The organism is Nostoc sp. JL33, from assembly GCF_017114985.1.
Classification (GTDB): Bacteria; Cyanobacteriota; Cyanobacteriia; order Cyanobacteriales; family Nostocaceae; genus Nostoc.
Genome location: NZ_JABXKP010000026.1, coordinates 59370 through 85239 on the forward strand (window position 1 = coordinate 59370; position 25870 = coordinate 85239).

20 protein-coding genes are annotated in these 25870 nt (G+C 41.4%); 6 read left to right on the forward strand and 14 right to left on the reverse strand.

The genetic code is table 11. The annotated features are described in order from the left end of the window. Window positions 1–222: 222 nt before the first annotated feature. A complete protein-coding gene (locus tag HWQ23_RS06200) occupies window positions 223–3990 on the forward strand; it encodes a hybrid sensor histidine kinase/response regulator (protein WP_292825057.1) in 3768 nt (1255 codons plus the stop codon). A gap of 22 nt (window positions 3991–4012) precedes the next feature. On the opposite strand, the gene HWQ23_RS06205 is transcribed toward HWQ23_RS06200, so the two are convergent. The 3 genes from HWQ23_RS06205 to HWQ23_RS06215 all read right to left on the reverse strand — a co-directional run bounded on the left by HWQ23_RS06205 (window position 4013) and on the right by HWQ23_RS06215 (window position 6924). Then, a complete protein-coding gene (locus HWQ23_RS06205; protein WP_292825060.1) occupies window positions 4013–4759 on the reverse strand; it encodes a Uma2 family endonuclease in 747 nt (248 codons plus the stop codon). 54 nt (window positions 4760–4813) lie between these two features. Then, the gene (locus HWQ23_RS06210; protein ID WP_292825293.1) at window positions 4814–5707 is read right to left on the reverse strand and encodes an ABC transporter permease; all 894 of its coding nucleotides are present in this window, start codon (window positions 5705–5707) and stop codon (window positions 4814–4816) included. Between the two features lie 131 nt (window positions 5708–5838). Continuing rightward, window positions 5839–6924, reverse strand: coding sequence for a polyamine ABC transporter substrate-binding protein (locus HWQ23_RS06215; protein ID WP_292825063.1), 1086 nt, complete (start codon window positions 6922–6924; stop codon window positions 5839–5841). A 509-nt stretch (window positions 6925–7433) separates the two neighbouring features. On the opposite strand from HWQ23_RS06215, the gene cruF reads away from it, so the two are divergent. Both cruF and cruG read left to right on the forward strand, forming a co-directional pair. After that, complete coding sequence (gene cruF, locus HWQ23_RS06220) at window positions 7434–8345, forward strand: gamma-carotene 1'-hydroxylase CruF (RefSeq protein WP_292825066.1); 912 nt, start codon at window positions 7434–7436, stop codon at window positions 8343–8345. Window positions 8346–8485: 140 nt separating this feature from the next. Then, window positions 8486–9724: a 2'-O-glycosyltransferase CruG gene (gene cruG, locus HWQ23_RS06225; protein WP_472850385.1), complete on the forward strand. Its 1239-nt coding sequence runs from the start codon at window positions 8486–8488 to the stop codon at window positions 9722–9724. A gap of 82 nt (window positions 9725–9806) precedes the next feature. Here the strand turns inward: cruG and rnhA are convergent, their stop codons facing one another. From rnhA to HWQ23_RS06245, 4 genes are all read right to left on the reverse strand, one after another. After that, window positions 9807–10715 (reverse strand): ribonuclease HI, encoded by a 909-nt coding sequence (gene rnhA, locus HWQ23_RS06230; RefSeq protein ID WP_292825072.1) that lies wholly within the window; start codon window positions 10713–10715, stop codon window positions 9807–9809. 97 nt (window positions 10716–10812) lie between these two features. Continuing rightward, window positions 10813–12186 carry a hypothetical protein gene (locus tag HWQ23_RS06235; RefSeq protein WP_292825075.1) on the reverse strand — a complete coding sequence of 458 codons (1374 nt, stop codon included), beginning with the start codon at window positions 12184–12186 and terminating at the stop codon, window positions 10813–10815. Beyond that, the gene (locus tag HWQ23_RS06240; RefSeq protein ID WP_292825078.1) at window positions 12183–12602 is read right to left on the reverse strand and encodes a hypothetical protein; all 420 of its coding nucleotides are present in this window, start codon (window positions 12600–12602) and stop codon (window positions 12183–12185) included. The genes HWQ23_RS06235 and HWQ23_RS06240 overlap by 4 nt, the downstream gene beginning before the upstream one ends. A gap of 2 nt (window positions 12603–12604) precedes the next feature. Beyond that, entirely contained in the window at window positions 12605–15748 is a 3144-nt protein-coding gene (locus tag HWQ23_RS06245) for a CHAT domain-containing protein (RefSeq protein WP_292825081.1), read from the reverse strand. 254 nt (window positions 15749–16002) lie between these two features. Between HWQ23_RS06245 and HWQ23_RS06250 the strand changes: the two genes are divergently transcribed. Then, on the forward strand, window positions 16003–16173 hold the full coding sequence (locus HWQ23_RS06250; RefSeq protein ID WP_292825084.1) for a hypothetical protein: 171 nt from the start codon (window positions 16003–16005) through the stop codon (window positions 16171–16173). Window positions 16174–16320: 147 nt separating this feature from the next. Here HWQ23_RS06250 and HWQ23_RS06255 read toward each other — a convergent pair whose 3' ends face one another. The 3 genes from HWQ23_RS06255 to HWQ23_RS06265 form a co-directional block, all read right to left on the reverse strand. Then, complete coding sequence (locus HWQ23_RS06255) at window positions 16321–18519, reverse strand: CHASE2 domain-containing protein (protein ID WP_375466526.1); 2199 nt, start codon at window positions 18517–18519, stop codon at window positions 16321–16323. Window positions 18520–18722: 203 nt separating this feature from the next. After that, entirely contained in the window at window positions 18723–19016 is a 294-nt protein-coding gene (locus HWQ23_RS06260) for a hypothetical protein (protein WP_292825087.1), read from the reverse strand. A 367-nt stretch (window positions 19017–19383) separates the two neighbouring features. Continuing rightward, window positions 19384–20427, reverse strand: a complete 1044-nt coding sequence (locus HWQ23_RS06265; protein ID WP_292825090.1) for an aliphatic sulfonate ABC transporter substrate-binding protein — start codon at window positions 20425–20427, stop codon at window positions 19384–19386. 388 nt (window positions 20428–20815) lie between these two features. On the opposite strand from HWQ23_RS06265, the gene HWQ23_RS06270 reads away from it, so the two are divergent. Then, the gene (locus tag HWQ23_RS06270) at window positions 20816–20962 is read left to right on the forward strand and encodes a hypothetical protein (RefSeq protein WP_292825093.1); all 147 of its coding nucleotides are present in this window, start codon (window positions 20816–20818) and stop codon (window positions 20960–20962) included. Between the two features lie 122 nt (window positions 20963–21084). On the opposite strand, the gene HWQ23_RS06275 is transcribed toward HWQ23_RS06270, so the two are convergent. Next, entirely contained in the window at window positions 21085–21978 is an 894-nt protein-coding gene (locus HWQ23_RS06275; protein ID WP_292825096.1) for a sulfonate ABC transporter substrate-binding protein, read from the reverse strand. A gap of 25 nt (window positions 21979–22003) precedes the next feature. On the opposite strand from HWQ23_RS06275, the gene HWQ23_RS06280 reads away from it, so the two are divergent. Then, window positions 22004–22186, forward strand: a complete 183-nt coding sequence (locus tag HWQ23_RS06280; protein ID WP_292825099.1) for a hypothetical protein — start codon at window positions 22004–22006, stop codon at window positions 22184–22186. Between the two features lie 384 nt (window positions 22187–22570). On the opposite strand, the gene HWQ23_RS06285 is transcribed toward HWQ23_RS06280, so the two are convergent. From HWQ23_RS06285 to HWQ23_RS06295, 3 genes are all read right to left on the reverse strand, one after another. Further along, window positions 22571–23434: a TauD/TfdA dioxygenase family protein gene (locus HWQ23_RS06285; RefSeq protein ID WP_292825102.1), complete on the reverse strand. Its 864-nt coding sequence runs from the start codon at window positions 23432–23434 to the stop codon at window positions 22571–22573. 37 nt (window positions 23435–23471) lie between these two features. Further along, window positions 23472–24578, reverse strand: coding sequence for an aliphatic sulfonate ABC transporter substrate-binding protein (locus tag HWQ23_RS06290; protein WP_292825104.1), 1107 nt, complete (start codon window positions 24576–24578; stop codon window positions 23472–23474). A 425-nt stretch (window positions 24579–25003) separates the two neighbouring features. Continuing rightward, window positions 25004–25825 carry a class I SAM-dependent methyltransferase gene (locus HWQ23_RS06295; RefSeq protein WP_292825107.1) on the reverse strand — a complete coding sequence of 274 codons (822 nt, stop codon included), beginning with the start codon at window positions 25823–25825 and terminating at the stop codon, window positions 25004–25006. Between the last annotated feature and the right edge of the window lie 45 nt (window positions 25826–25870).

The window sequence follows — 25870 nt, forward strand, 5'->3', positions numbered from 1 at the left end:
TACGCCTGATGTGACATTAAAAAATCCTATTTTTCCATAAGGGTTTCCAGGCTTGGACAAAACCATCATTTTGGAATCATCAAGGAAACTGAAAGGTTTTCAACTCTCAATTTACATCTAATGTGAATTTCAATCTTCCCCACTCCCCATTCCCCATTCCCCACTCCCCACTCCCCGCTCCCCACTCCCCACTCCCCACTCCCCATTCCCCACTCCTAACTTATGATCACCGATAACGAAATTCGCGAACAAGGATACATCTACTTTCTGGCGGAAGCTCCAGAATTACTCCAAATTATTGAACAAGAACTATTTAGCTTATCGGAAGGTTATAGCATTGCCAAAGTTCACAACTTAATGCGGGCTACTCATACACTTAAAGGTGGAGCCGCTAATGTTGGGCTAGAAGTAATTAAGATGATAGCCCATTTTTTAGAAGATGTATTTAAGGCTCTATATAATCCAAAAGTGGTAATTGATGTCGAGTTACAAACACTTTTATTACAAGGTTATGAATGTCTGAGCATAGCATTAAATACTGAGCTAATAGGCAGTACTATTAATGATGACGAACTGCTCCATCGAGCAACTTCAGTGTTTGCACAGTTGCAAGAAAAACTGGGTGATGCCTTTGGTGCTGAGTCTCATATTCCTAGTTCTGAAGAATTGGGATTTGATATTGTGCAGTCTGTTTTTGAAGTGGGAGTAGAACAACGTCTAAACAGTATTGCTGACGCTGTTAACAATCCACCAAATAGTGACGACTTTATCGAGTTCTTACAGTCCCAAGCTGAAGTGTTTTTCGGCTTGGCAGAATCTCTAAATTTACCTGGATTGGGAGAAATTGCCCAAACAATTCTGTCAGCACTACAAGCAAATCCTACCCAGGTGCAGCAAATTGCAGAAATTGCCCTTGCAGATTTGCAACAAGCACAACAATTAGTATTAGCAGGCGATCGCACATCTGGTGGAAAAACTTCTCCCGCTTTGCGAAAACTCACGATAGTGGCAAATAACCAGTTATCTGGAGAATCGGAAAATGATTCATCTACTGACCAATTTCTCATCAATGAAAAACAATTTTACCAGTTTATCACTACATCGGATAACAATAAAAACCAAGCCGTCAACGCAACAACTGCCAAGTTTTATTTAAAAGTAATTCGCTACATTTTTGGCTGGTTTAATCATCAGATGGAAGTACCAGAGCCAGAACTCAGCTTGACTTTACTAGTTCCCACATTAGAAAGAATAAGTCTACTTAATTATATCGAAAACTGGCTGAAAAAGTTTATTGATTTTGTTCAAGATGAAGACGATAGTCAAAGTCTTTGTATTTATCGACGTGGGATCATCTTAATTATTCTATTTGCAGTTGCAAAATTTGAATATTCTATTAACGCATCTGACAGCTACCTCTTAGTAATTAAAATATTAGAAAAGCAAATTCATACATTAGCACAAAAATATAAAAATTATCCTCCTGTTACTGGCAAAGAGAAAAATTGGCTTGATAGTCCTAAGTTACAAACATTATTAGTTTTTAAAGAAATATCTAAATCCGTATCTCCTGAAGCAACTGATAACTTCCTAGAAGCAATATGGGGAGAAGAAGCTAGCCAAAACCTTACTGCTGAAGTCGTGACGATCCAGAGTGATGATTCTCCAGAAAACCTTGATTCATTAACTGTCAGTGAGCCGGTAGTTTCTGAAACAGCTATTGAAGTCATGCCTGATTTAGCTACACAAATAAACCAAGAAATAGAAGATAAATCACAGTATGTTCAAACTAAAAATTTGCGCCAACCTTCATTTATTCGGGTAGATACAGAGAGACTGCAACACCTCAATTATCTAGCAGGAGAATTACTGATTTACCAAAAACGGCGTAGTTTGCAAGATGAACAAGTCAAAGAAATAATTGAGCAATTAGTACAGCAACTCACTAGACACCAAACAAGTTTAAATGAATTACGTGATTTACCATTACAAATACAAAACATTACTTCACAACAAACGCAAGATTTTGCAGTTAATTTTGACTCTTTAGAAATGGATGTATATACAGAATTCCATATGACATTGCATGAAGCAATAGAAGAGACACTGCAACTACAAGAAACCACAGAGTCTCTTGACTTACTCGTGATGCAAGCTGCTCAAATTAGTGACAAACAAGAGAATTTAACTCTTAATATTATAGATAGCTTAGTAGAAGCACGGATGTCGCCTTTGGGCAATATCTTGAATCGCTTCCCTCACATGGTAAATAAGTTAGGGAATGTTTATGCCAAACTTGTAGAATTGAAACTTACTGGTACTGCGGTGCTAGTGGATAAAGCGATCGCAGAAAAGCTCTACGATCCCTTATTACACTTAGTGCGTAATGCTTTTGACCACGGGATTGAAACTCCGCAAGTTCGCCGAGAGCTTGGTAAACCAGAACAAGGTTTAATCGAAATCTGCGCCTATCATCAGGGTAGCCAAACTGTTATCGAAGTTCGGGATGATGGCCAGGGATTGAATTTAGACAGAATTCGCAGAAAAGCTGTTGAATTCCATCCCATACAAACTGAAGAAAAAACTACAAGCAGAGCTTCTAATCTGGCTGAACCTGAACTCTTAGATTTGATATTTTCGCCTGGATTTTCCACCGCTAATAAAGTAAGCGAAATTTCTGGACGCGGTATGGGTTTAGATATTGTGCGTACTCAGATGCAGGCGCTCAATGGCTCAATTTCAGTTGAATCCTTACCCAACCAAGGAACAATATTCATACTCAAAATCCCTTTTTCTATGACTACAGAAAAATTAATGCTAGTTCAAGCCAAAGGTGTTGTTTATGCCCTTCTTTTGGATAGTATCGAAAAAATATTGATTCCCTCTGAACAACAGATTAAAGAAATTGAAGGCAAAAAAGTCTTGCATTGGAACACAGACGATAATGATACTATGGTCAGCCTACGTCAACTTTCAAAGTTGATTGGTTATAATGGTTCATTCTTTAATAGTGCTACTGCATACAACACATCAAATACTCACGAGCCAAGCATAACGAAAAATCCGGTGCTTTTGCTCCGACGAAATCAGGGAATGGTTGCTTTAGAAGTTGACCAAATAATTGGTGAACAAGAACTAGTAATTAGACCTTTAGGAAATGCGATCGCATCACCTAAATATATTTATGGTTGTAGTAGTTTAGCCAATGGTAATCTCATCTTAGTCATTGATGCTTCATTGCTGGTAAAATCTGGCGAGATCCAACAAACAACACTTGATATCAGGGCGCTACCAATAGCTTCTTCGTCAAATAAAAAAGCCTTGCCGATATCAGGACATACTTTTTTATCTACACCATTACTTGCTGCATCTACTTCCACAACAACTATAGAAACCCAACCTATTTATTTGGAAGAACCAGATAATAAATCAACAAAAACTGCTTCTACTTCCATAGCAAATATAGAAACCCAACCCAGTTATTCTCAAGAGCCAGATAATAAATCAACAAATGCTTCTACTTCCACAGCAAATATAGAAACCCAACCCAGTTATTCTCAAGAGCCAGATAATAAATTACCAAAAGTTATTTTAGTAGTAGATGACGCAATTAGTCTGAGGCAAACTCTCTCTCTGACTCTCCAAAAATCTGGCTATCAAGTAATACAAGCTCAAAATGGTATTGAAGCTCTAGAAAAGTTGCACTTACATCCAGAAATACAAGTTGTCGTCTCCGATTTAGAGATGCCACGAATGAATGGTTTTGAGTTGTTGAGCAATTTTCGTCAATACCCCAATTTAGCAAAAATACCTGTAGTAATTCTCACTTCTCGCAGCGCTGAAAAACATCGTCAGCTTGCCCACGAATTGGGTGCAAAGGCTTACTTGACCAAGCCTTATTTAGAGCATGAGTTTCTCTCTACAATTAAGGGTTTAATGAACAGTAATACAGATGATGTAAACCATTTACTCCTGGTGGCAAATCATTAATAATTTGGGAAATCCCATCGCCTTAATTACCAGGTAGATTATTTGGATCTACACCTAGAGAACGTAAATACTGCGCTAATTGTTCAGCCCTTTGACGTTCTTGTTCAGCCCTTTGACGTTCTTGTTCAGCCCTTTGACGCTCCTGTTGTGCCTGTTCTCCATCTGTTAAATAGCGGTTTCCTTGCTGATCATACCAACATAAAAACTCCTGTTGTATCCCAGCAATTACAGCTTGGTGTCGCCCAATACCTAACCCCACCTCTGGCATCAAATAGGGTTCACCAATTTGTAGTTGGTAGTTTCCATCTATCAACTTATACACTTCAAAGGGTTGATGTTGGTCGCGTCGCCAAAACTCAGGGTTATAAATTACGTAGTACAATACACCGAGTTTTCTGTATATATCTAGCTTCTCGTCGTATTCACCTCCTGGGGTGTGGGATACCATTTCTAATGTGAATATTGGAACTATCCCATTTTCTTCCCAAACTGCGTAACTTTTGCGTGATTTGCCACCCTTTTTCCGTTCTACTCCCACACTTAAAAAAGCATCTGGCACTACAGGTACTCTGGGATTTACTCCTGTGGTGTGATAGACTCCCATATCTACTCCGAAGTACCAGTCCAGGCGATTTGCCCAAATGGAGTTGAGTAAGAAAAGTAAAATGTTGGGCAAAAAGTTTTGGTCTTCGTTATCCACTGGCGTATCGTCTGAACAGGGAAGTTCATCAGTAGTTGGTAACGCATTTTTGAGATCAGGTGAGAGCATAACCGTTGTCTCGCTGGCGTTTGATGCTTTTATTATAAATGAGTGACGAAAAGTTTAGCGTTTGGGTGGAGCTTCACCAAACTTAATCAAAAGCGCGATCGCAATACTAACAAGCAAAATTAACGTCATACTCAAAGCTGAACCAAATCCCCAATTTTGGGTTGCTCCCAGAAACTGGTTATAAACTAACCGCGCCGCCGTCATACTAGAAGCACCACCAAGTAATTCTGGATCGACAAAATCCCCCAAGCCTGTGATGAATACAAGCATAGAAGCAGCCGCAATTCCAGGAAAAATTTGCGGTACAGTTACTTGGAAAAAAGTTTCCACCGGATTTGCACCTAAATCAGCAGCTGCTTCTAACAAGCGCTTATCTAGCTTTTCGAGAGAAGCATATAAAATCAAAACCATATAGGGTAACAAGCTGTAACTCATGCCAATAAATACAGCTTGACTCTGGTTAAGTAATTCCAAAGCAGGCAAGCCTAAATTGCTGAGTAAACTGTTCAATAAACCAGTAGGACGAAGAATTGTAATCCAAGCATAGGAGCGAAGTAACGAGGAAGTCCACAAAGGTAATATAAAGGCTAATAGCAGCAAATTCCGCCAACGTTGCGGCGCTATCTGAGCAATCCAATAGGCGACGGGGAAGCCCAAAATTAAACAAATTATTGTAGTGCCAAACGCAAAAAATAGCGATCGCACGATTACTTGCAAGTAAAGGGGGTCAAATATGCGGATGTAGTTTTTGAATCCGTTGGGATTAACCAAATCTCCAGGTCGGATGTCTGCAACTAAACTTAACTCGAAAATTATCAAACTTGGTAGCACCAACAAAAGTAATAACCAAATCCCAGATGGTGCAAGTAATACCAAAGGTTGAAGCCAATTGACTCGCAGGCGATGGGATTCTTCTATTTTAGAAATATCATTTTTTTCCAAATTCATCATTTATCACTCTGCCAATTTTATATTTTTAATTTTGCGGAAAGTCTGATCGGAGGAAACCTCCGCTCAGAACTTTCCAAGACGGATTTTGGATTGAATTAAGACTCTAAAATCCAAAATCCAAAATTTATTTAGCTGCTAGTTAATTGAGTCCAATAGCGATCGTAAACCTCTTCAAATTCTCCTACAGGACTAACACGTTCACAATTTGCTAAAACCGACTCTGAGGGAAACAAATTAGCGTTGTTCTGTATTGTTTTTGACAATTGCTCGAATCCAGCCCTATTAGGTGTAGAAATACTCAGGCGTTGACTGATTTGGGCTGCTAATTCTGGTTGCAGAATCATGTTAATCCAAGCATAGGCTCCAGCCTGGTTGGGGGCTGTTTTGGGAATAACAATAGTGTCTGTCCATAATGAAGAACCACTGCGAGGAATCACATATTTTAGATTAGGGTTTTCTTGAGAGATTTTCACCGCATCTGCTGAATAGCACATTGCTAATAGTAAATCTCCTGCCAGAATTTGATTTTGCCAAGCATCGGTGTCAAAACGTGCGATCGCAGGTTTTAGCACCTTCAACTTTTCATAAGCTTGTTTGATTTGTTGTTCATTTTTTGAGTTGTAAGAATAACCTAGCATCCGTAACGTCGCACCCATCACTTCTCGAACATCATTGAGCAATGTCATCTGCTGACTAAGTTGCTTTTGGTTTTGCCAAAGGTAATCCCAGTCTTGTGGTGCATTTTTGATTTTTTCAGAATTGTAAAGTAAACCAGTTGTCCCCCAGTTAAAAGGGATACTATATCGATTATTCAGGTCATAACTAGGATTCTGAAACCGGGGGAATAAATTCTCTAACCCGATTAAGCGATCGTGATCTATTTCTGTTAACAAACCTTTGTTTACCATCTTTTGCACCATGTAATCCGATGGGTAGATGATGCTGTAAGTGCCACCGCCTCCAGCTTGCAACTTAGCCAGCATGACATCATTGGAATCATACACATCCGCTAGCACTTTCATGCCGGTCTGGGTGCTAAAAGTTTTCAGTAATTGGTTGTCAGTATATTGCGTCCAGGTAAAAATATAAAGTTGGTCACGTTGACCATTCGTATTAGAATTAGCACGTACTTCACCCAGCCTCCAGCCACAACCAGCTAAAGATAAGCTAGAAAGTGCTGCCACCCCTTTTAAAATTTGGCGTCTGCTAATCATTAAGTTAGAAGTTGTTCATCGACAACTTCTAGATTACGGCATACCTCCTAGCCCCTGGTGTGATTTTTTAGGTTAAATGTATCATTCTTCACACTTACCATCAAAATGTTACATCATACACAACATTTTTCCTGGCACAAAGTTGCTGAAAACGATCACCTACGGTGGGCGGAACGCCATCGCCTGCTTGGACACTATCCCTTATTTGATCAAACTCTCTCAACGAGAACCCTGCATAGAAGGGGTTTGTGATCATCTGGGTATCAGTGGGACAATAAACCAAAAGTTTTTGCAGATGAAATTATGTAGATTTTGACTATATGGCTTAAACTAGTATGTTTGTGATCATATTTGATATAGCATCAATCAATAGGCTGTTATGCTCTTCCCACGAACGCCAAACAAGTTTGTAGAGAATTGCGGTACAAAGTAGTTAAATATGTTGTTAAACATTTGTAAACTGTTAGCAGCCGAGTAGCCGCGTGTCACATCTTGTTAAGGAATATATTATGAGACAACTTGTTATTGCTGAACGCGTATGCCTCATTGGTCATATCGTGTCAAAAGCCTTTGGACTGGTAGGGATGCTATTGGTCATACCTAATGCCGAAATACTTTTCAACTTATCGCAGGTTGGAGAAACTGCCATGCAGTTAAGTATGGCAGGTGGCGGTGTAGTTGATATCATCTTGGGGACAATAGCTGTCTCTATTTATGCCTACCGGACGTTGGGATTAGGATCTTGGTTAGCATTTATGCTGCCGGCTGTGTTTATCTCTTTGGGGAGTGAACTACTGGGAACCAGCACAGGTTTTCCATTTGGTGATTATAGTTACTTGAGTGGCTTGGGTTATAAGATTGCGGGGCTAGTTCCTTTCACAATTCCTTTATCTTGGTTTTATGTTGGGCTGTCGTCTTACTTAATTGCAAGAACTGGTTTGAAAGTGGCTCAAAAACCCAGTTGGGGACGCCATATTGCGGCTATAGCCGTTGGTGCTTTGCTCTTCACTTGCTGGGATTTTGCCCTTGAACCAGCTATGAGTCAATCTGCTCTGCCTTTCTGGTATTGGGAACAACCAGGAGCTTTCTTTGGGACACCTTACCAGAACTATGCAGGTTGGTTTGGCACTAGCGCCCTGTTTATGAGTGTGGCAGGATTATTGTGGAGAAATTCCTCAATTAAATTAGAGCGATCGCAACTCAATTTACCCTTAGTCGTTTATTTAACTAACTTTGCCTTCGCCGCCGGACTAAGCTTGGCCTCTGGGTTCTCCATCCCTGTATTGCTCGGCTTATTGCTTGGTGTAACTCCTGCTGTAGCCCTGTGGTTAAGCAGTTCAACGACACCCACTCAAGTTACTGTTGAACCAGCAAGCAAGGAAGTCTCGGTGGCAAGAAGCGTTAAAGTTGCCTTGAAATAAGCTTATTGGGGGAGTGGGGACAAGGGAGATAAGCCAGACAAGGAGAATAACCCATACTCAATGCCCAATGCCCCATGCCCAATGCCCAATGCCCAACGCCCATTTGTTTTGTATAGGGGCGATTTTAATTGTTAAGTATTTTGACAGTAGACAATGCTTTGATAGTAGAAAGTGCCAGCTCCCTCTTATTGCTACTTATCCAAGTACCAGCAACGGCGATTCTGTTTTCGCGCCTGCTAAAGGGCCCTAGACGCCTTCCCCCAGTAGAACCGCAACAACCGACGCCGGAGCTTTTGGGTAGGGTTAGTGTCGTCGTTCCCACATTGAACGAGGCGCTTCGCATTAGCCCTCTGTTAGCTGGTTTAAGTCAGCAAAGCTACGAAGTTCGGGAAATAATTGTTGTAGACAGCAAGTCTGGTGATGGCACCCCCGACTTGGTAAAAGGGACACAGCAGAAAGATCCGCGCTTTCGCCTGATGACAGATGACCCCTTACCCTCTGGTTGGGTGGGGCGTCCTTGGGCGTTGCATAACGGTTTTCTATATAGCTCTGAAGCGAGTCAGTGGTTTCTGGGGCTGGATGCTGATATCCAACCGCATCCTGGTTTGGTTGCTGGTTTGGTGAAGACGGCCGAAGCACAAGGTTATGATCTCGTTTCCCTTTCACCCCAGTTCATCCTCAAATATCCTGGGGAGTGCTGGCTACAACCAGCTTTGTTGATGACTCTGCTTTACCGATTTGACCCCGCCGGGATCAATACAGAGCAGCCAGAACGGGTGATGGCAAATGGGCAGTGTTTTTTGTGTCGTCGCTCCGTTTTAGCTGCTGTGGGTGGCTATAGGAGTGCGAGTAGTTCTTTTTGTGATGATGTCACTTTGGCGCGGAATATTGCTATTCAAGGGTATAAGGTGGGCTTTTTAGATGGCGCAAAGGTACTGAAGGTACGGATGTATGAAGGGGCGATGGAAACGTGGAAGGAATGGGGGCGGAGTCTCGACCTCAAAGATGCAACTTCTCGTTCTCAGTTGTGGGGAGATTTATGGCTACTCACATCTGTTCAGGGTCTACCCCTTTTAATTGTCCTGGCTTTTTTGTTGATTTCTCCCCCACTCTCGTACTCGCTACAGACGCGATTAATCGCGTCTCTACCCACTCCCGCACTTCTTCTGCTGGGACTGAATTTATTTCTCCTAGTGATTCGTTTTGCTATGCTGATAGCGATCGCACCTTCCTACGATCGCACAACCGCTAAAGGCGGCTGGTTGTTCTGGCTTTCCCCTTTGGCTGATCCCTTAGCTGTGCTACGAATCTTCTTATCTGCGTTCCACACGCCACGCGAGTGGCGCGGACGTAAGTATAGTGTAAAAGAGGGGGAGTAGGGAGTAGTGAGTGGTGAGTGGTGAGTGAGCGAAATTCCCTATTCTCTACTCCCTACTCCCTACTCCCTACTCCCTCACTCCCTCACTCCTCTTCACCTCCTATTTGATCCCCGCGTTCCAGTTCCCAAAGAATTTGATTTCCTTCACGGCGTACCCGTGACACTATCCAGTTTCGCCAGCGCCATTGATCTCCCCGACTGGTGACAGCGCTGGCGTGGACATCCATCAAGTCTGCTAACTCAGAACTGGTGATTAAGTAGCCTTTTTCAGAAATTTCGTCAGCGATACGCAGAGTTTCGACCAAGCTGCGAAGTTGCGAAACCCTCATTTCTGAGGGTTTTTCATCGGTTGCGGCCGCACTTGTCCCAGTTGATGGTTCCATAACAGTTATTTCTGGTGCAGAAGTACTGACTTCTGGTGTACTTTGGTTAATTATTCTAGGGTTTTTGTGATCATCAGCAACTTTTGCTACATTTAGTTCGCCAGAATCAGGTAAAGAGTTGTAAAAAGCTGTAGGAGATAATTGTTGTAGCGAAGGGATTTTGCCACTGGCATATGTGCGAGCGATCGCATCACAACGTTCGTTACCTATGTTACCAGAATGTCCCCTGACGTGTTGCCATTTTACCTGTTGGGTATTGAGTTCATCAAGAGTTTCCAAAAGTTCTTGATTTTGGACGGGTTTACCATCTGACTTTTTCCAGCCTTTCTTTTTCCAGCCTTTCACCCACTTGGTAACGCAGTTAATCAGGTATTCGCTATCGGTATGAAGCGTGATTGGTTGGGGTTGTTGAGATGTTTGCAGGAATTGTAAGGCGGCGATCGCAGCTTGCATTTCCATTTTATTATTAGTGGTATGAGGAGATGCATCGCCCATTTCGTGGATTGAGCCATCGCTGAAGTAGACGACAACACCCCAACCGCCAGGGCCAGGGTTCCCGGTGCAAGCACCATCGGTGTATATGCTTTCAATTGTGGGTTGGGTGGACATGGTTAGGGTATGGAACCGCAAAGGACGCTAAGGAGAGGCAGCGCGGTGCGGGGGTTCCCCCCCGTTGTAGCGACTGCCGTCGCAAAGGGAAGAGTTATTAGCGGCGAATTTTTTTAAACAATATCCAGGCTATTATACTGGTAAGCACTCCAGCAACAACGCTCCAAATGAAGGCTGTTGTGAGGAAAAATGGTATTTTGCTATTCGGCGGATATTGAGCAACCAACACTGAAGATGCGATTTGGCTGGTTGCTAATCCGATACCTGCGCTACCGATGAAGTTTTCTAAGTTGCGATCGCTTTTGGCTTGGTAGATGTCAATAGTACCTTGAATTGTACTAATTAAATTTTGCAGCAGAGTCAAGCCTGGGCTGAGATTGATGTAATCTGTCTCTACTTGCAGGAGATATTTATCAGCACTAAATTCGCTAAATTGTCGCATAAATTCTAGCTGGCTGTTGCTATTTTCTCGTGAAATCTTCTCTAGCCGCTTTTTATAATTATTCAGATTAACTTTGATTGTGCGTCCTTGGTCATCTAGGTAGCTTAAATTAATCGCATATTCCGATAAGATTGTCAGCGTATCAGTTAGGGTTTTTTGTAATTCCTCAAGATTAGGTCTACCGTTGTTTAGTTGTTGTCCTAAATCTCTAATTTTTTTGACAGTTTCTTGCACTTCGTTAAAATCTTTCTTGATTCGGCTTTTCAATTTGCGACTTTGGTGATAAGCCCAAAGGATTTTATGACGATAGCAAAACAGACGGATTAAATCAAAATATATATTAGCGATACTTTCTGTAATATTTTTGAGGGATTGTTGTGGCGGAAACAAACATATTAATATATGCAAGCTATCTTTAAAGTTCTGTTCATTTGCCCAATCGCTGGGCTGTTCCCAGACTTCAAATGCAGATGCACCTAAAAAAAGGCTCTGGCTTTGCAAAGCAATTTTACCCTGAAAGTTGGGATTTATTTGTGTGTAGCATTGTTCAGCGATCGCTTTAATTTCTTCAGCGTTATAAATCTTTTCCAACTGTCCCCAAACAAACCAAGTTTGACCAATTTTACCTTGTTGGTGATGGGTACGAGATTCTATATTTTGTTTAATATCTTGAAATTTACTCATAGGTTTGCCCAGATAATCAGTAACACCGCTATCTACTTGCAGGGCATAGGTATCACCTAGTTGCAATGCGTAATAATAACCTGCTATATCTGGCTGAAAATTTTCTTGTTTTTCGGGTACGAGCAACTCGACGTAATCTGCTTCTGTTTTTTCTAAGGTAGCGAGTTGTTTAAGCAAATCATCATCTTTAACTTTATCGTAATCTTTATTTAAATCTGGTTGAATTTTACGCCAAAAATAATGACGATTTTGGTTAACTTGCTCGTCTGTTTGTCCTAAACCTTGTTGTAGGTCATAGACAAATAAATCAATAGTTGGATAGATGAGATTATACTGTTGATTCATAGCATAGGCTTTTGTAGAGAGAGAATAATTCTTGCCCATGTGTCTTTAGCGACAGTTACAGAATCAGAAGCATTGAGAATAGGTTGAGCAATTTCAGTTAAATTTTGATCATCTAGTTCATCAATGGCAACAAGAATATTATTGATTTCTGTGCTTTGCTGTTCGGCAGCCTGATTAATTTTAGCGGGTAAAGGCCCTTTGCTGCGGATTTCAGCTTCCTGTTTTAAATTTTGGCGAGCAATTTGATAATGTTCCGCTAACGGCGGATAATTGCGGGCGATCGCATCCAGTTTACCAATGTCATCAGGAATTTTTAGTTGATTAACCTGGGTTTGCACATCATCTGCTAATGGTGCATCAAGGTAAGATAATGCAAAGACAAAAGCTTTGAGATTAAAGGCTTCTAAAGGTTGCATGATCAAAAAGCTCCAATAATTGTAAAAGCTGCCCAGTGGTAATGATCATTATAAGGTTGATCAGTTGTTTGTCTGATAGTAATATCATTTAACTGATCTTGTAAAAAAGGACGAATAATACCTTCATTTTGGGGTAATTTAGCGATTTGCACTGCATACCATTCTGCAAGTTCTGCATTTGTGACATTTCGTAGCCATTGGGTAGCTTTAGCCAAAGCCACTGCTTCTGATTGTTTTTGTTGCAGCAATTGGTAAAACTGAATCATTATCAAAGCGCTAGCGGCTGATTCTACAGTCCATAGCGTACTAACAACATGAGCCACACCGCAACCCATAAAGCCACTGACAAGCCCGACATATTCTGTGGTGATGGTGTGATTACCTGTAATCGCGGTTTCGCAAGCTGCGAGAGTGACAAGTTGGTAGCTTTGCAAATTAAAATTGCGGATATCCGCGAGAGTTAGCTTATCTTCACCCGCTAACGCCAAGTGAGATAACGCAGGATTTTGGAAATTATATTCGCCATGCCCTGTAAAGTGCAAAATACTGTAGTCTTGGGGCAAAGCGTTGATTATTGCTGCTTTTGTCGCTTTCTCAGAACGCTTGCGGCTGTGGTTGGGGAACATCCGGCTGATGGCTTCCGATTCAATTTGGGCAAACTCCAGATGGGGATAACCTTTGCTGTTGGGATGTTCGATGCTGAGTAAATTGTGCTGTTCATCGCCTCTCTTTTGCAGGTAAGTTTGGGGAATCAAGCCTATTTTGGCGCTGGGTAGATAGGTGATGGTGAATTCAGGTGGAAATAGTGCATGAAGAGGGAAGCGGTGCAAATCGCGGTGAGGAATGAGGATTAGCTGAGTAATTTCTGGTATTTCTGAAACAACAGCGTTGATATTAAGGATATTACTCAAGTTGCGAAGCATTTCGGGCAGGTTGTCGCGCCAAGTGATTGCTTTTTTCCCTTGCTTATTTTTACCTTTGCGATAATCGGCGTATTGTTGATTCCAACTTTTCACCCAGTCTTCAAAATCTTGTAAACGTTGCGCCTGAGTCACAAACTCGGTTTCTTCCAAGACAATCGGTGATGGCGCGTTGTGTTTGAGGATGAAGGTGTGTAGGGCGTAAGAACTGAGATGCCAATAAACAACAGCAGTTGAGGGATTAAGCAGTTGTTGCATTTCTGAATAACTGGGAGAGGAAATTTCATCATTCCATCCATCCAAAAGCCAACGCAAACAGGTATTTTTGCCTTCTTCTGCTAATTCAATCGCTTGTGGCAAATCTCCAGACTGCACAGCTAAATCAACAGTTAACTGTTGAATCCAGGCAAATTTTAGAGCTAGTTGTTTTTTACTTTTATCAGAGCGATTTGGTTCATTTAATAAGCGCCGCAATAAATCAGTACCCTGTCGCTGGAGTTCTGTGGCTTCGGCTGTTTCCTTCAAATCTAACTGCACGCGAATTAAATCTCGCAAAACCTCTAGATGTAACTCAGGAAAATCTGTTGCTGTGAGAGTTTGCAGTGCCGTTTTGTAACTGTTGACAGCTTTGTTCCAAAAATAGCGAGCGTTGTAATTACCTCGCCCTCGGAAGTAATGAGCATCACCTATCCTTTGATGCAATTGCCCCCAACCTTCTGGGTGCGTGTCTTGGGGGCAATGCTTCAACCCTTCCTCGTAGCTTGCCAATGTACCATCATACCCACGCTTATTTAAATCAGGATTGTTAAATTTTAAAGCGAGGTTGGGTGATGCTGCATTAAGTAAAGTAGATGTTAAAGAGAAATCTGTCCTCTCTCCAGTTACGTTTCCCGCCGCAATTCCCCGGTTAATCCAAGCTAAGTGTAAGTCGGGTTTGAATTTGATGGCACTGTCGTAGGATGCGATCGCTTGTTCATGTTTCCCTAAAAAATCCAGCGCATTACCCCGGTCATACCACGATAAGTGGTGGTTGGGTTTGGTTTTGAGGGCACTGTCAAAAGATGCGATCGCTTCTTCAAATTGCCCTAATTTACCCAGCGCATTACCCCGGTTGTACCAAGCTTGGTACAAGTCGAGTTTGATTTTTAGTGCGTTATCGTAGAATGCAATCGCTTGTTCAAATTGCCCTAATTTACTTAGTGGCACGCCCCTGTTGTACCAGGCTTCGTGGTCGTCGGGTTTGATTTTGAGGGCAGTGTCAAAAGATGCGATCGCTTCTTCAAATCGCCCTAAATTATCCAGTGCTACACCCCGGCCAATCCAAGCTATGTGGAAGTCGGGTTTGATTTTGATGGCATTGTCGTAAGATGCGATCGCTTCTTCAAATCGCCCTAAATTATCCAGCGTCGCACCCCGGTAGTTCCAAGCGTCGTGTAAGTCGGGTTTGATTTGTATGGCTCTGTCATAAGAAGCGATCGCTTGTTCAAATCGCCCTAAATTAGTCAGCGCTACACCCCGGTTGTACCAAGCTGAGTCGTAGTCGGGTTTGATTTCTATGGCTCTGTCGTAAGATGCGATCGCACTAGCAAAATTACCACTATTGTATTGATCAACGCCTTGGTTAAACCAAAATTTTGCTTCATTAGTCGTTGAATCATCAGCAGCATTAAATTGATTAATCAGTGCTTTAATAATTACTTGTGGATCAGTTGCCTCAATTCCTAGTTGCTGGCCAACTTGCTGAACTAAATCTGCATCCTGTTCCAACATTACCAACAACTCATCAAGTGTAATTGTTTCTGCTTCCGTTTCTTCCTCCGCTTCCTCTGCGCCTCTGCGGTTCGTTTCTCCTCCCTCCAACCGCCGCCCAATATCATAAGCAACAACACTAACTTCCCCAATACTCAACTCACCCAGCCGCACCATTCGCGTTGCTAACTCATCATTCGGTGTAGGTAAAGCTAACAATCTTTCGCCAAAACCCCGCAACCACTCCACCAAATGAGCCTCATTGATGCGGTTTGCAGCCAAAAAACCTTTTGCTCCTCCTCTACTCAAGCCATCATTGACTTCTGCCAACAACTCAAGAAACAACGATTCATACTCCGCATCTGTTAGCTGTTTTGGTGATTCTACTTTCCTCGGTTTTTCTAGCGGAGGAGTTTGCCTGTTGCCAAATAAGCACTGAAAAGACCTTTTGAGCCACCGCCAAAGCCGCTTGAGCATTTGCTGCAACCATGTATTGCTTTTGTAGTGTATTTTAGCAATTTTATGGTAAGCAAAGTGGTGCGCGAAAATATAGTTTTTTTTAATTGGGGGCTAGTACTTTGTCAAGTTGGTTTTGAGGGTTTGTAGTAAGCACTTTAGTGCTTAGAAAATAAGGACTAAAGTCCTTACTACGAACTTGCTTACCCATCAATTTAAACTTGACAGACTACTAGAGACTGGAAAGATAAGTTAAAACTAGGATGAGTTAATTTTTGCAAGTCGATGCAATGGCAATACAAGTCGATGCAATGGCAATGCAAGTCGATGCAATGGCAATGCAAGTCGATGCAATGGCAATGCAAGTCAATGCAATGGCAATGCAAGTGGATGCAATAACAATGCAAGTGGATGCAATAACAATGCAGAAGGTTGCGTTTAAATAGCACCAGGCGACTGGAAGTCGCGGCTACACAGACAAAACCCGCCTTTCCTGCGGAACGCTACGCGAACGCGGGTTGGAAAGCATTAATTGTCCATTAGTGCAAGCAGTCCGACTACCTTTGTATCGCCGCGATTTCTAATCACCAAGGCTACATCCGTTTCAAATCTTGTAAAACTGCGGTGGCTGATTGATAGCGATCGCTAAAATGATAGCAAACCATCTTATCTAAAATTGCCGCTAATTCTTGGCTGACTGGCGCTACTTGCCGCCACATCACATTCCCCGTTTCTGGATCTGGATGAAGTTCTTGCGGTGGTATCCCAGTTATAGCTTGAATGCCAATCATTCCTAAAGCATAAATATCACTGCACAAGCGGGGATGACCGGCAAATTGTTCTGGAGGTGCATAACCCCGCGTCCCGATGGCTACTGTAGCTAATTCTGTTTGCTCACTACTCGGCGGTTGCATCAATTTGACAGCACCAAAGTCAATCAATACCAGCCGATTATCTTGAGTGCATCTAATAATATTAGTCGGTTTGATATCACGATGAATCACTCGATGCTGGTGAACAAATTCTAGAACTTCTAAAACTTGTTTGAGCATTTCCATCACAAATGATTCATTTTGCACCTTCTGCACAGGTGGTAATTCTTCACTTAGGGTATGTCCCTCGATATATTGTTGAATTAAATAGAATTCTTGGTCATCTTCAAAATAAGCAAGTAGTTCGGGAATCTGATGATGTTTCCCCAAAGATTCTAATATTTCAGCTTCACTATTAAACAACCTGCGAGCAACTTGCAAAAATCGTGTATCTTGACGGGCTGGCATTAACTTTTTCACTACACAAATAGGATTACCCGGTCGTTGAGTATCCTCTGCTAAATAAGTGCGACCAAATCCACCTGCACCGAGAGTTCTGTAAATTTTGTAGCGTCCGCTCAAAAGCAAATCACCAGATTTTATTTCTGGTGAATCAACTGGGGGAGGAAAGTCAACAGACAAATCGGGAGCTACTGTTTTATCTTCTAAGAGTACATTTAATTGGGCGATCGCTTCTTGTTGTTTTTCAACTTGCAGAATAATCACCTGAGTTTGCCACTGATTTTGGTAGCTAGTATAAGCAATCACACAGACACTACTAATCACTAAAGCAAGAGCAGAAGGAACTAACGGCACCCACCCGGCTTGAAAAAACAAAGCAACGCAGATTAATACTAAGCCAAGTAGAGTTGTCGCTCCCACCACTAACAAAATCAACGGATTTTGCCACCGCCATGCTAAAATACTACCTAAGAGCGACCAGCCCCCCACCCAAATAAGTTCCGCCCAGTCTGGCCAATACCAAATTAGCGATCGCCCATCCAACACTGTACTGATGATTTGACTTGCTATCTGTGCATGAATAAACAGAGCAGGCATTTTGGCTGGTTGATCTGGCAAAGTGCTGTAGGGTGTATAAAAGCCACCTGGAGGGAGATTAGCTGCTGTGGTGCCAATAATTACAAGACGGTCTTTGACTAAATTGGGGTTGACTTGACCACTGAGGACTTGTGAGAGGGTTACTTGATCGGCGAGGCTGTTGGGGTGACGGTAATTTAATAATATTTGATAGCCGTTTGCATCCAGATGTTGATAACTACCAGAATTAGCTTGTAAACGCGGGAAGATGATTTTACCTAACTGAAACTCTCCTTTCTTAGTGAACTGGTATTCAATGCCTTGTTTTTCCAGATAATCAATTGCAATTAGGGCACCAAATGCAAATGATGTTGTACATTTCTTGTCTGTAGAGTTAGCAAATAACAAACTGCGGCGGAGAATTTGGTCGTTTTCATTGTCAGCAGCCACATCGCTAAAGCCAACATTATCTATAGGAAAATTAGGTGGCGGTGGAATTTCATCTCTACCCAAGCTGCTGAACAAACAGGTGCTGATAATGTTATCTTGATTTTGGAGATTAGCTGCCAAATTGTTGTCTTCTGGTTGGAAAAGATATAAACCAACAATTCGCGGTTGATAAGACTCTATTTTCTTTAACAGCTGATTGATTCTACGAGCTGATAAAGTCCATTTCTCTCGTTTGAGATCGTCCTCAGTGATTTTTACCAGCAAAATCCGCCGATCAGGTGCTTGTGCTGGACGCGATCGCAACATCTGGTCATAAACTCTTAACTCCCAAGGCTGCAACCACTTCAGTTCCCGAACTCCCCAAATGAAGGCGGTGACTCCTACACTAGTAACCAAAATAATTTGTAGCCAGCTTTTGCTCTTGGAAGTTTTACCGGAATCCTGAAGTTTTACAAAGGGGACACGAAGTTTTTCTAATAGTCCACTAATCACGGCGTTGCGACGGTAGCCTGAATTGGGTAGATGTTGCAGGCGCAGAAGTTAATTTTCTAACTCTAGGTTAAAAGCTAATTAGCCTGAGCTTCTATTAATGTAGCAATTTACTTGCTCCCTTAGATTTTGGTGTATTCCTACCCTGAAAGCAAGCTGAGGCGCAGCATCAACCAGAGAATAAGACAAGCGATGTCTACGACGGGCTATACGCCGGGAGCATCTGTTTGAGATGTTTGAGCATCTTCAACAGTACTGGCAATTGGGAAAGAAATAGGATTAGTAGATGGGGTTAGTGAATCTAACTGAGGTTGTTCGACTGATGCTTCGATGCTTGAATCAGCAAAATAGGAGTCAAATATTTTATCATAGTTAGAAGCAACAGCTAAGAAAGCCCCACCCAAAATATAGATAGGTAATGGCAGATTAAATTCTTGCAACCAGTCAAACAGTTCCGCCAAGGCAAACAGCACGAAAAAGCAGGCAAGCCAAACCTTCATATTTTTATTCCCTGGATTGAAACAACTCTATTACTAGCTTAAATAGCTTGCATAATAGTTGATGTAGTATATAATCACCAACTTACAACTTTTATAACCCTAAATAGATGTAGTCAGAGTTATAGCATCTGGTATATTCCAATATCTAGTAAAAAAATAAAAATATATTTATCTTATATCAAGTTCGGGCGATCGCACTTACCCGCCTATGCTGAAGAAATTAAGTGCAAGCAAGTACTAAGAGCCGGATTTCACTCTTCATCTTGCCAGTAGAAGCGATCGCCAACTTAATAGCTGATTAAAGCCAACGACTCCCTCACGAGAGCCGTTGCTCGATCATGATAAACCTACATCTACCTGTTTACGGTTACTTGATATTAGCAGGTGTGATGGCTTGATATTGTAGAGTAGGAAGAATTGCTTGTTTGATATCTATCTTACGCGGGATGACTTTTTGTGCAAAATAAAAATCAGCAACGCTCTGCTGTTGGGCAATGATCGCAGGTGTCAGTCTTCTCAATCTATAAGCACTACGGCGTACCACCTTTTCTACAATTGATACATCTAATTTCAGTTCAGGAGCTAAATCGTTGGCAATTATGGTTGGGTTTTTTTCAGCAAATTCTCCTGCCTTCTGTGCTTCCTCTAAAAACACTTGCACCAATGCCGGATTTTGGGTGACAAATGAACGCCTGCCAAGATAAAATCCGCCTAGAGTGTTAATTCCGGCTGCATTTCTCAAAATCCGAATCGGAGTAGTATTAGTACTTTGCACAACAGCTAACAACGGATCGCCACCCACCCAAGCGTCAGCCTTGCCTTGAAGAAAGGCGTCGCGGGCTTGAGGTGGAGTCAAAGCAACGATTTGAATATCGCTAATTTTTAACCCTACCTCTTGCAAAGCTTTTGCTAGTAAATACTGTGCATTCGACCCTACCTGAAAAGCAATTTTCTTACCTTTAAGATCCGCTACTGTCTTAATGGGAGAATTAGCTTTCACCACAATACCTTGGTTTGTACCATTGGTGGGTGTGCGTCCAGCAATATAGACAAATTGAGGGATGCCTGCGGTTGTGGCTTGGGAAAATATTGGAGGTGTCTCTCCGACATTACCGATATCCACCTTACCTGCATTCAGGGCTTCTATCAATTGCGGCCCTGCTGCAAATGGCCCAACCCAATTCACAGTTACACCCAAGGCTTTGAAACGTGGCTCAACAACTTTTCTGACTTTGACAATATCACCAGAACTTTGATAGGCCAAGTTAATTACTTTGGCGTTTGTTTGCGCTTGGGTACTTTGCACAAGGCTACCCACAAACGGAGATAATAAAGCAAATAGTCCCAGTGCTGAATATTGGACAATACGCTTTAAAACTGTGCGGCGTTGTGGTTGAAATGGCTTATTCATCAGTTATGATTTTCCTCGTAAGTTTTAGCTTTTAAGTTGTAACCCATATTCTGTAATTCAAAATGTATTACATAAATTCAAAAATCATTACCAATAATGGTCATGTTATTAAATATTAATACTGGCGATTATTGGTAGTTTAGTTAGATTGACTAGGCGCAGCCCAACCTAGACATCGCTAGATTTCGTAATCTTTGTTTATTACAAAATGAATTGTAGAATGTGGATTGTAAGTCTTACTTTCAAAAGCAAGTAAGATAATTGGAAGTTGTTCTGTCAACCTCCTAGAATACCAATTTAGTATTAAAGCCTGAGATTGCACTAAGTCAACAAATCTCTTTTTGGTTTTAGTAAATTGGGATTCTAGTTAGTTTGAAAAAACTTAGCGATGCTTTTAGCTATTTCTAAAATGATTCGCATTGATTTAAAAATCAAGTCTGGAGATTTGCAAAAACTGGCTTTTCCTCAATTAGGCTTGTTTAGCATGAAGCATTTAAAGGGATTCGAGATTGGGTATTGGAAAACTCTTTCCTAGTACAGCACGGCGTAAATAAACCACCCATTCCAAATCAACGAAACTCTTACGCTGTATACCTGTTTGACTTTTGACTTCCTCCTTGGGGTATCAGTCCCTAGCCTTCTATATGTAATTAGTTTCTACTTTTCACTTATAAGTGTTGGTGGAGTAATAGCTGCATATTCTTTGGGTGTAAGCAAAGCTTCTTGAACATCAATCTTTTTGGGTAATATTTTTTCCTTATAAAATAAATCTGCCACACTTTGTTGAGCTTTCATCAATTCTGGAGTAATTCCTTTAATTCGATAATTAGCGCGTCCAGAAATTATTTCTTGAATAGGGAGATCAATTTTAAGTACCGGTGCTATTAGTTTGGCGACCTCTTGACGATTTGCTTCTGCCCATTGACCGTTTTTATCAATCTCTTCCAAGATAATCCGAAGTAATTCGGGATTGTCCTTAGCAAACTCGCGTGTTCCTACATAATATCCGCCTGGAGTACCAATATTTGTAGCATCTCTCAGCACACGCGCACCGTAGAGTTTTTCCACTAAAGCTAAGTGAGGATCACCAGTTACCCAAACTGGAATAGTCCCCTGAATAAATGCACCACGGGCTTCGACATTGGGCATACTCAAGACTTTAATATCGCTGTATTTCAAGCCGACTTCTTCTAAAGCTTTGATGATAAAATAGTGAGAAGCAGAACCTTTTTGAAAGACGACTTTTTGTCCTTTGATATCAGCTAAGGTCTTAATTGGAGAACCTTTAGGAACTGCGATCGCACTACCTTTACCTGAAGTAGCGGTAATCCGTCTACCAGCAAGATAGACGATTCTCGCACCAGCAGCTTGAGCAAAAATGGGAGGAGTTTCTCCAACTGATCCAACATCAATTTTGCCGACATTCATCGCTTCCATTAGTTGCGGCCCTTGGGCAAATTGCGCCCACTCAACTTTTACACCCAAGGGTGACAAACGTTTTTCTAAAACTCTCCTCACCCTAACTAAATCACCAGAACTTTGATACCCCATTCGCAGCAGTTTTGTTTTAAAAGTAATGGTTTTTGTCGCTGCTGGGTCTGCTGTTGGTTTGATTGCATTATTTGTATTATTGCTAGGTGACGTACAACTGATTAAAGTGGTAGATAAAGTCAAAAAACCCGGCATTACAAATAATGCTATTTTACTGATTATTGTTGACCTTTCTTTTATGGTATTGCTAAACATTTTACACCTGTAGGTTCAATGCAAATATTTAAAGAAGGATATACTAATCTTGCCTCATTACATGGGGAAGATTTGGTTTTAGTATTTTTAGTGAACAGAATTAACTGTTAACTACAGTTAATATTTTATGGGATTTTGTATTTAAATAAAGTATTCATCAACACTAGTTTTAAAAAAAATAATACTTGGAGTTGCTTATATTTTTATAAGCATATAAGGTGAAAAATAGACAAGTTTTATTAGGTTTTTATTTGTTTATATAAAGATAACTATAGCAATCCTATTTGATTTGTGAGAATTGCAGATCCCATATCCCCGACTTCTCAAAGAAGTCGGGGATATTGTTTTTCACGAATGATTAACTATTGCTATATAGATTTCTCTTGATGAATCAAGTCTAAAAGGGACGACTACCTGCAAGGCTAACCCGCTTCAATACTCGTCGCTCATTTGGATCGAATGCTTGACGGTAATGCAAGGTAGCTTGATTATCCCAGTAGACAATATCACCTACAGACCATTTATGTTGGTAGTAGAATCGGGGCTGATTCAAATGTTGACGCAACTGTTCAATCAGTTTAGATCCTTCTTCCGGCTCTAGCCCGACAATTTCCACTTCCGTAGCAATATCTAAATAAAGATGCTTTTTACCACTCTCTGGATGTGTCCTAACTAAAGGATGGGGAAAGATTGGACTTATTAAAGGAATACTCTTGTCTAAACGATACAAAGAGCGGGGTGCATTCCGGTCTTGCAAAAATGGGTTATAGGTAATTAACTGTAAATCTGCAATTCGTTCTTTGGTGGTTTCATCTAATGCCTCATAGGCCAAATTGGTATTTAACCAATAAGTATTTCCACCTTGAGACGGTATTTCCAATGCATAAAGAAGCGAACCACTAGATGGAGTAGGAGTCCATTTGTGGTCAGAATGAAAAGTGAGTTCTCCAGTACCAGTATAGCCACCATTGACGTTGGAAATTGAAATCACCACCGGAGTTTCTCCTGGTTTAGAAGCCAATACTGGAGTTTCATCAGATGGTACAAAGAGTGCGCCAAAGTATAGAGCAAAGTTCAAAAGTTCTTGATCAGAAAGCTTTTGGTCTTTGAAGATTAAGATATGGCGATCGCGCAGAGCTTCTTTAAGTTGTAAGATAACTTCAGGTGCAATCGGTTGACTGGCATCAAGATCGGTAACTATGGCTCCTAAAGGGGCATCAATAGACCTAATTTTAACTTCTGTCAAAGTCGATGTAGGCATAATATTCTCCTGTGTTTTAGTTTCTTCATGGGCATAACTACTTATTCGCCAACACATCTGAAGGAGTAATTTTGGCGTACTCTTCAGGTGTCAAAAACCCGTCTCTAACATTCACCTTTTTGGGGATAAGTCCTAAGCTGTACCACTTGTCTGCAACTTCCTGTTGCTTGATGATGACTTTTTCGGTAATTGGTACTAGCCCATAGTCATATTTATCATGCATTATTTCTAGAGTCGGTGGATCTAGCTGAGTTACAGGAGCAAGCAGTTGTGCTACTTCTTTGGGATGATCCTTAGTCCAGATTTCTGCCTTTTCTAGCTCCTCTAGAAACACTTTGATAACGTCAGGATGAGCCTGATAAAACTGGCGTGAGGTTGAGTAAAAGTTGCCAGTATCCCGCAACTTACCACCATCTGCTAAAACACGAGCTACTTTCTTTTGTACATTCCTAGTAGCGAATGGCTCCCAAATATACCAAGCATCCACCTTGTTCTGGCTGAAGGCCGCATTTGCGTCTGCCGGTGCTAAAAAAACTGATTGGACATCACTCAGTTTCAGCCCCGCGTCTTCTAATGCCTTAACTAATAAGTAGTGACCGATGGAGGCTTTTTGGAAAGCCACTTTTTTGCCCTTCAAATTGGCAACACTTTTAATCGGAGAGTTTACAGGAACTAAAAGTGAAATTGCTTTACCACTGGGGTGTGTAGTAGCTAAATAAACAAGGGGCGCTCCTGCTGCTTGTGAAAATACAGGAGGTGATTCGGCTGTAGATGCGATATCCAGTCCATTTGCATTCAAGGCTTCTAGCTGTTGTGGCCCAGCCGCAAACTCAGCCCACTGCACTTTAAAACCCAGAGGCTCTAATCGCTTTTCCAAGGAACCCTGCTTTTCTAAAACTGCTAGAGCAGTAAGTTGTTTTGAACGTACAATCCGCACTACTTGCTTTTCAGTTGACTTCTCTGTAGTGCTAGATGCAGCTACAGACTCAGGGGAAGCTGATGGCTGCTGAGTGTTATTTTTGGCTTCACTACAACTCGATAAGACCGTTGATAGCATTAAGCAGTAGCCCAGAGCAAACAATAAAGAACGGCGTGTTGTTCTCTGGCTTTTCCTGAATTCAAACTTTCCTTTTAAAGCTGGCATGGGTTGTTTTATTAATTTCCCTCTAGGTGGTTAGAACAATGATGATTAATTGCAATGTAAAAAACAAAAAATCTTATCTATTAATTTATTTGAAACCGAGAATAATTAAATATTTTTTGTAAATTTAGAGATTTTATGTATTCAATTAGGAAATAGAGTGGGTATAACCCACTCTGCAACGACTCGAGGAACTGAGAATTTAACGGTGAGGAGGGAAAAATTTAGGAAGTGGAGTGAGAAAAGCTCACTCCAATGTCGTGCTAGTGGAAGATTGAATATTTGTGAGTGAAACTGTGTCTGGTTCGTGTTCAATTTTGCTAGTACAGCGCGGCGTAAATCAAGCTACCATTTGAAAGCTTGCAAAAGCCTTGGTATACAAAACTTTTGACTTTTGACTTTTGACTTTTGACTTCCGCCTTGCGGTACTAGTGCTTCCAAGCGACTAGGATTGTAGCTTTGAGTTCTTCTGTAAAATGTCCAGACGGCTCAACTGCTAGTAGCGCTTCTTTGAGATCAGTTTCAAATGCTGGGGCGTTATCGCCATAGAAAATTTTGAGAGAGAAGGCTGTAGTGTATAAGTAGCCGAGATAGCTATCGACAGTCCAAGATTTTTTAAATGGCACTTCATAGACTTGTTGACGAGCAAAAGCCGAATTGCCAATTACGACATCATGGGGAGGATCGACTGGCTTACGAGTGCCTTGTCCTCGTTGTCCAGTCCGCCGCTCTTCACCTAACCATTTCTTCACTACTCCAAGAGCAGCTTGTTTCCAAGGTAGATTGCTTTCCCAAGGGTTGTCACCAGTCTGAAGCAGTGCTAATCCACCATCATCAGTAAGCAATTCATAAAGGCGTTCAAGGACTAATTCGCGTTCCATCCAGTGAAAGGCTCTACCAATAGTGGCTAACTTAAATGTCCCTAAACTAGAGTCAATTAGTTCTGCTCCTTGTTCTAACCAAGTAATATTATTTGCTCCGACTGCTGCTGCTTGCCGTTTAGCTTCGGCAATCATTTCTGGATCGGGATCGATCGCCACAACTTCCTCAAATTTGGTTCGTAGACCAATTGAAATTAATCCTGGGCCAGTACCCAAATCAAGGAGTCGTCCTTGACCATCGAGATTAAATATTTCGGCTAGTTTGTCGAATACAACAGGTGGGTATTTGGTTCTATATTGAGCGTAGCCTTCAGCAGCTCCCTCAAATAAACTTGGGTCGTAGGTAGGAAGTGTTTTTAGTTGAGTCATATCAATTTTGGATTTTAGATTTTAGATTTTGGATTTAGGTAAGTA

Coding starts and splice junctions, on each gene's coding strand:
- HWQ23_RS06200 (WP_292825057.1), top strand. CDS start 223: ATGATCACCGATAACGAAATTCGCGAACAAGGATACATCTACTTTCTG.
- HWQ23_RS06205 (WP_292825060.1), bottom strand. CDS start 4,759: ATGCTCTCACCTGATCTCAAAAATGCGTTACCAACTACTGATGAACTT.
- HWQ23_RS06210 (WP_292825293.1), bottom strand. CDS start 5,707: ATGAATTTGGAAAAAAATGATATTTCTAAAATAGAAGAATCCCATCGC.
- HWQ23_RS06215 (WP_292825063.1), bottom strand. CDS start 6,924: ATGATTAGCAGACGCCAAATTTTAAAAGGGGTGGCAGCACTTTCTAGC.
- cruF (WP_292825066.1), top strand. CDS start 7,434: ATGAGACAACTTGTTATTGCTGAACGCGTATGCCTCATTGGTCATATC.
- rnhA (WP_292825072.1), bottom strand. CDS start 10,715: ATGTCCACCCAACCCACAATTGAAAGCATATACACCGATGGTGCTTGC.
- HWQ23_RS06235 (WP_292825075.1), bottom strand. CDS start 12,186: ATGAATCAACAGTATAATCTCATCTATCCAACTATTGATTTATTTGTC.
- HWQ23_RS06240 (WP_292825078.1), bottom strand. CDS start 12,602: ATGCAACCTTTAGAAGCCTTTAATCTCAAAGCTTTTGTCTTTGCATTA.
- HWQ23_RS06245 (WP_292825081.1), bottom strand. CDS start 15,748: ATGCTCAAGCGGCTTTGGCGGTGGCTCAAAAGGTCTTTTCAGTGCTTA.
- HWQ23_RS06260 (WP_292825087.1), bottom strand. CDS start 19,016: ATGAAGGTTTGGCTTGCCTGCTTTTTCGTGCTGTTTGCCTTGGCGGAA.
- HWQ23_RS06265 (WP_292825090.1), bottom strand. CDS start 20,427: ATGAATAAGCCATTTCAACCACAACGCCGCACAGTTTTAAAGCGTATT.
- HWQ23_RS06270 (WP_292825093.1), top strand. CDS start 20,816: ATGCTTTTAGCTATTTCTAAAATGATTCGCATTGATTTAAAAATCAAG.
- HWQ23_RS06275 (WP_292825096.1), bottom strand. CDS start 21,978: ATGGGGTATCAAAGTTCTGGTGATTTAGTTAGGGTGAGGAGAGTTTTA.
- HWQ23_RS06280 (WP_292825099.1), top strand. CDS start 22,004: ATGGTTTTTGTCGCTGCTGGGTCTGCTGTTGGTTTGATTGCATTATTT.
- HWQ23_RS06285 (WP_292825102.1), bottom strand. CDS start 23,434: ATGCCTACATCGACTTTGACAGAAGTTAAAATTAGGTCTATTGATGCC.
- HWQ23_RS06290 (WP_292825104.1), bottom strand. CDS start 24,578: ATGCCAGCTTTAAAAGGAAAGTTTGAATTCAGGAAAAGCCAGAGAACA.
- HWQ23_RS06295 (WP_292825107.1), bottom strand. CDS start 25,825: ATGACTCAACTAAAAACACTTCCTACCTACGACCCAAGTTTATTTGAG.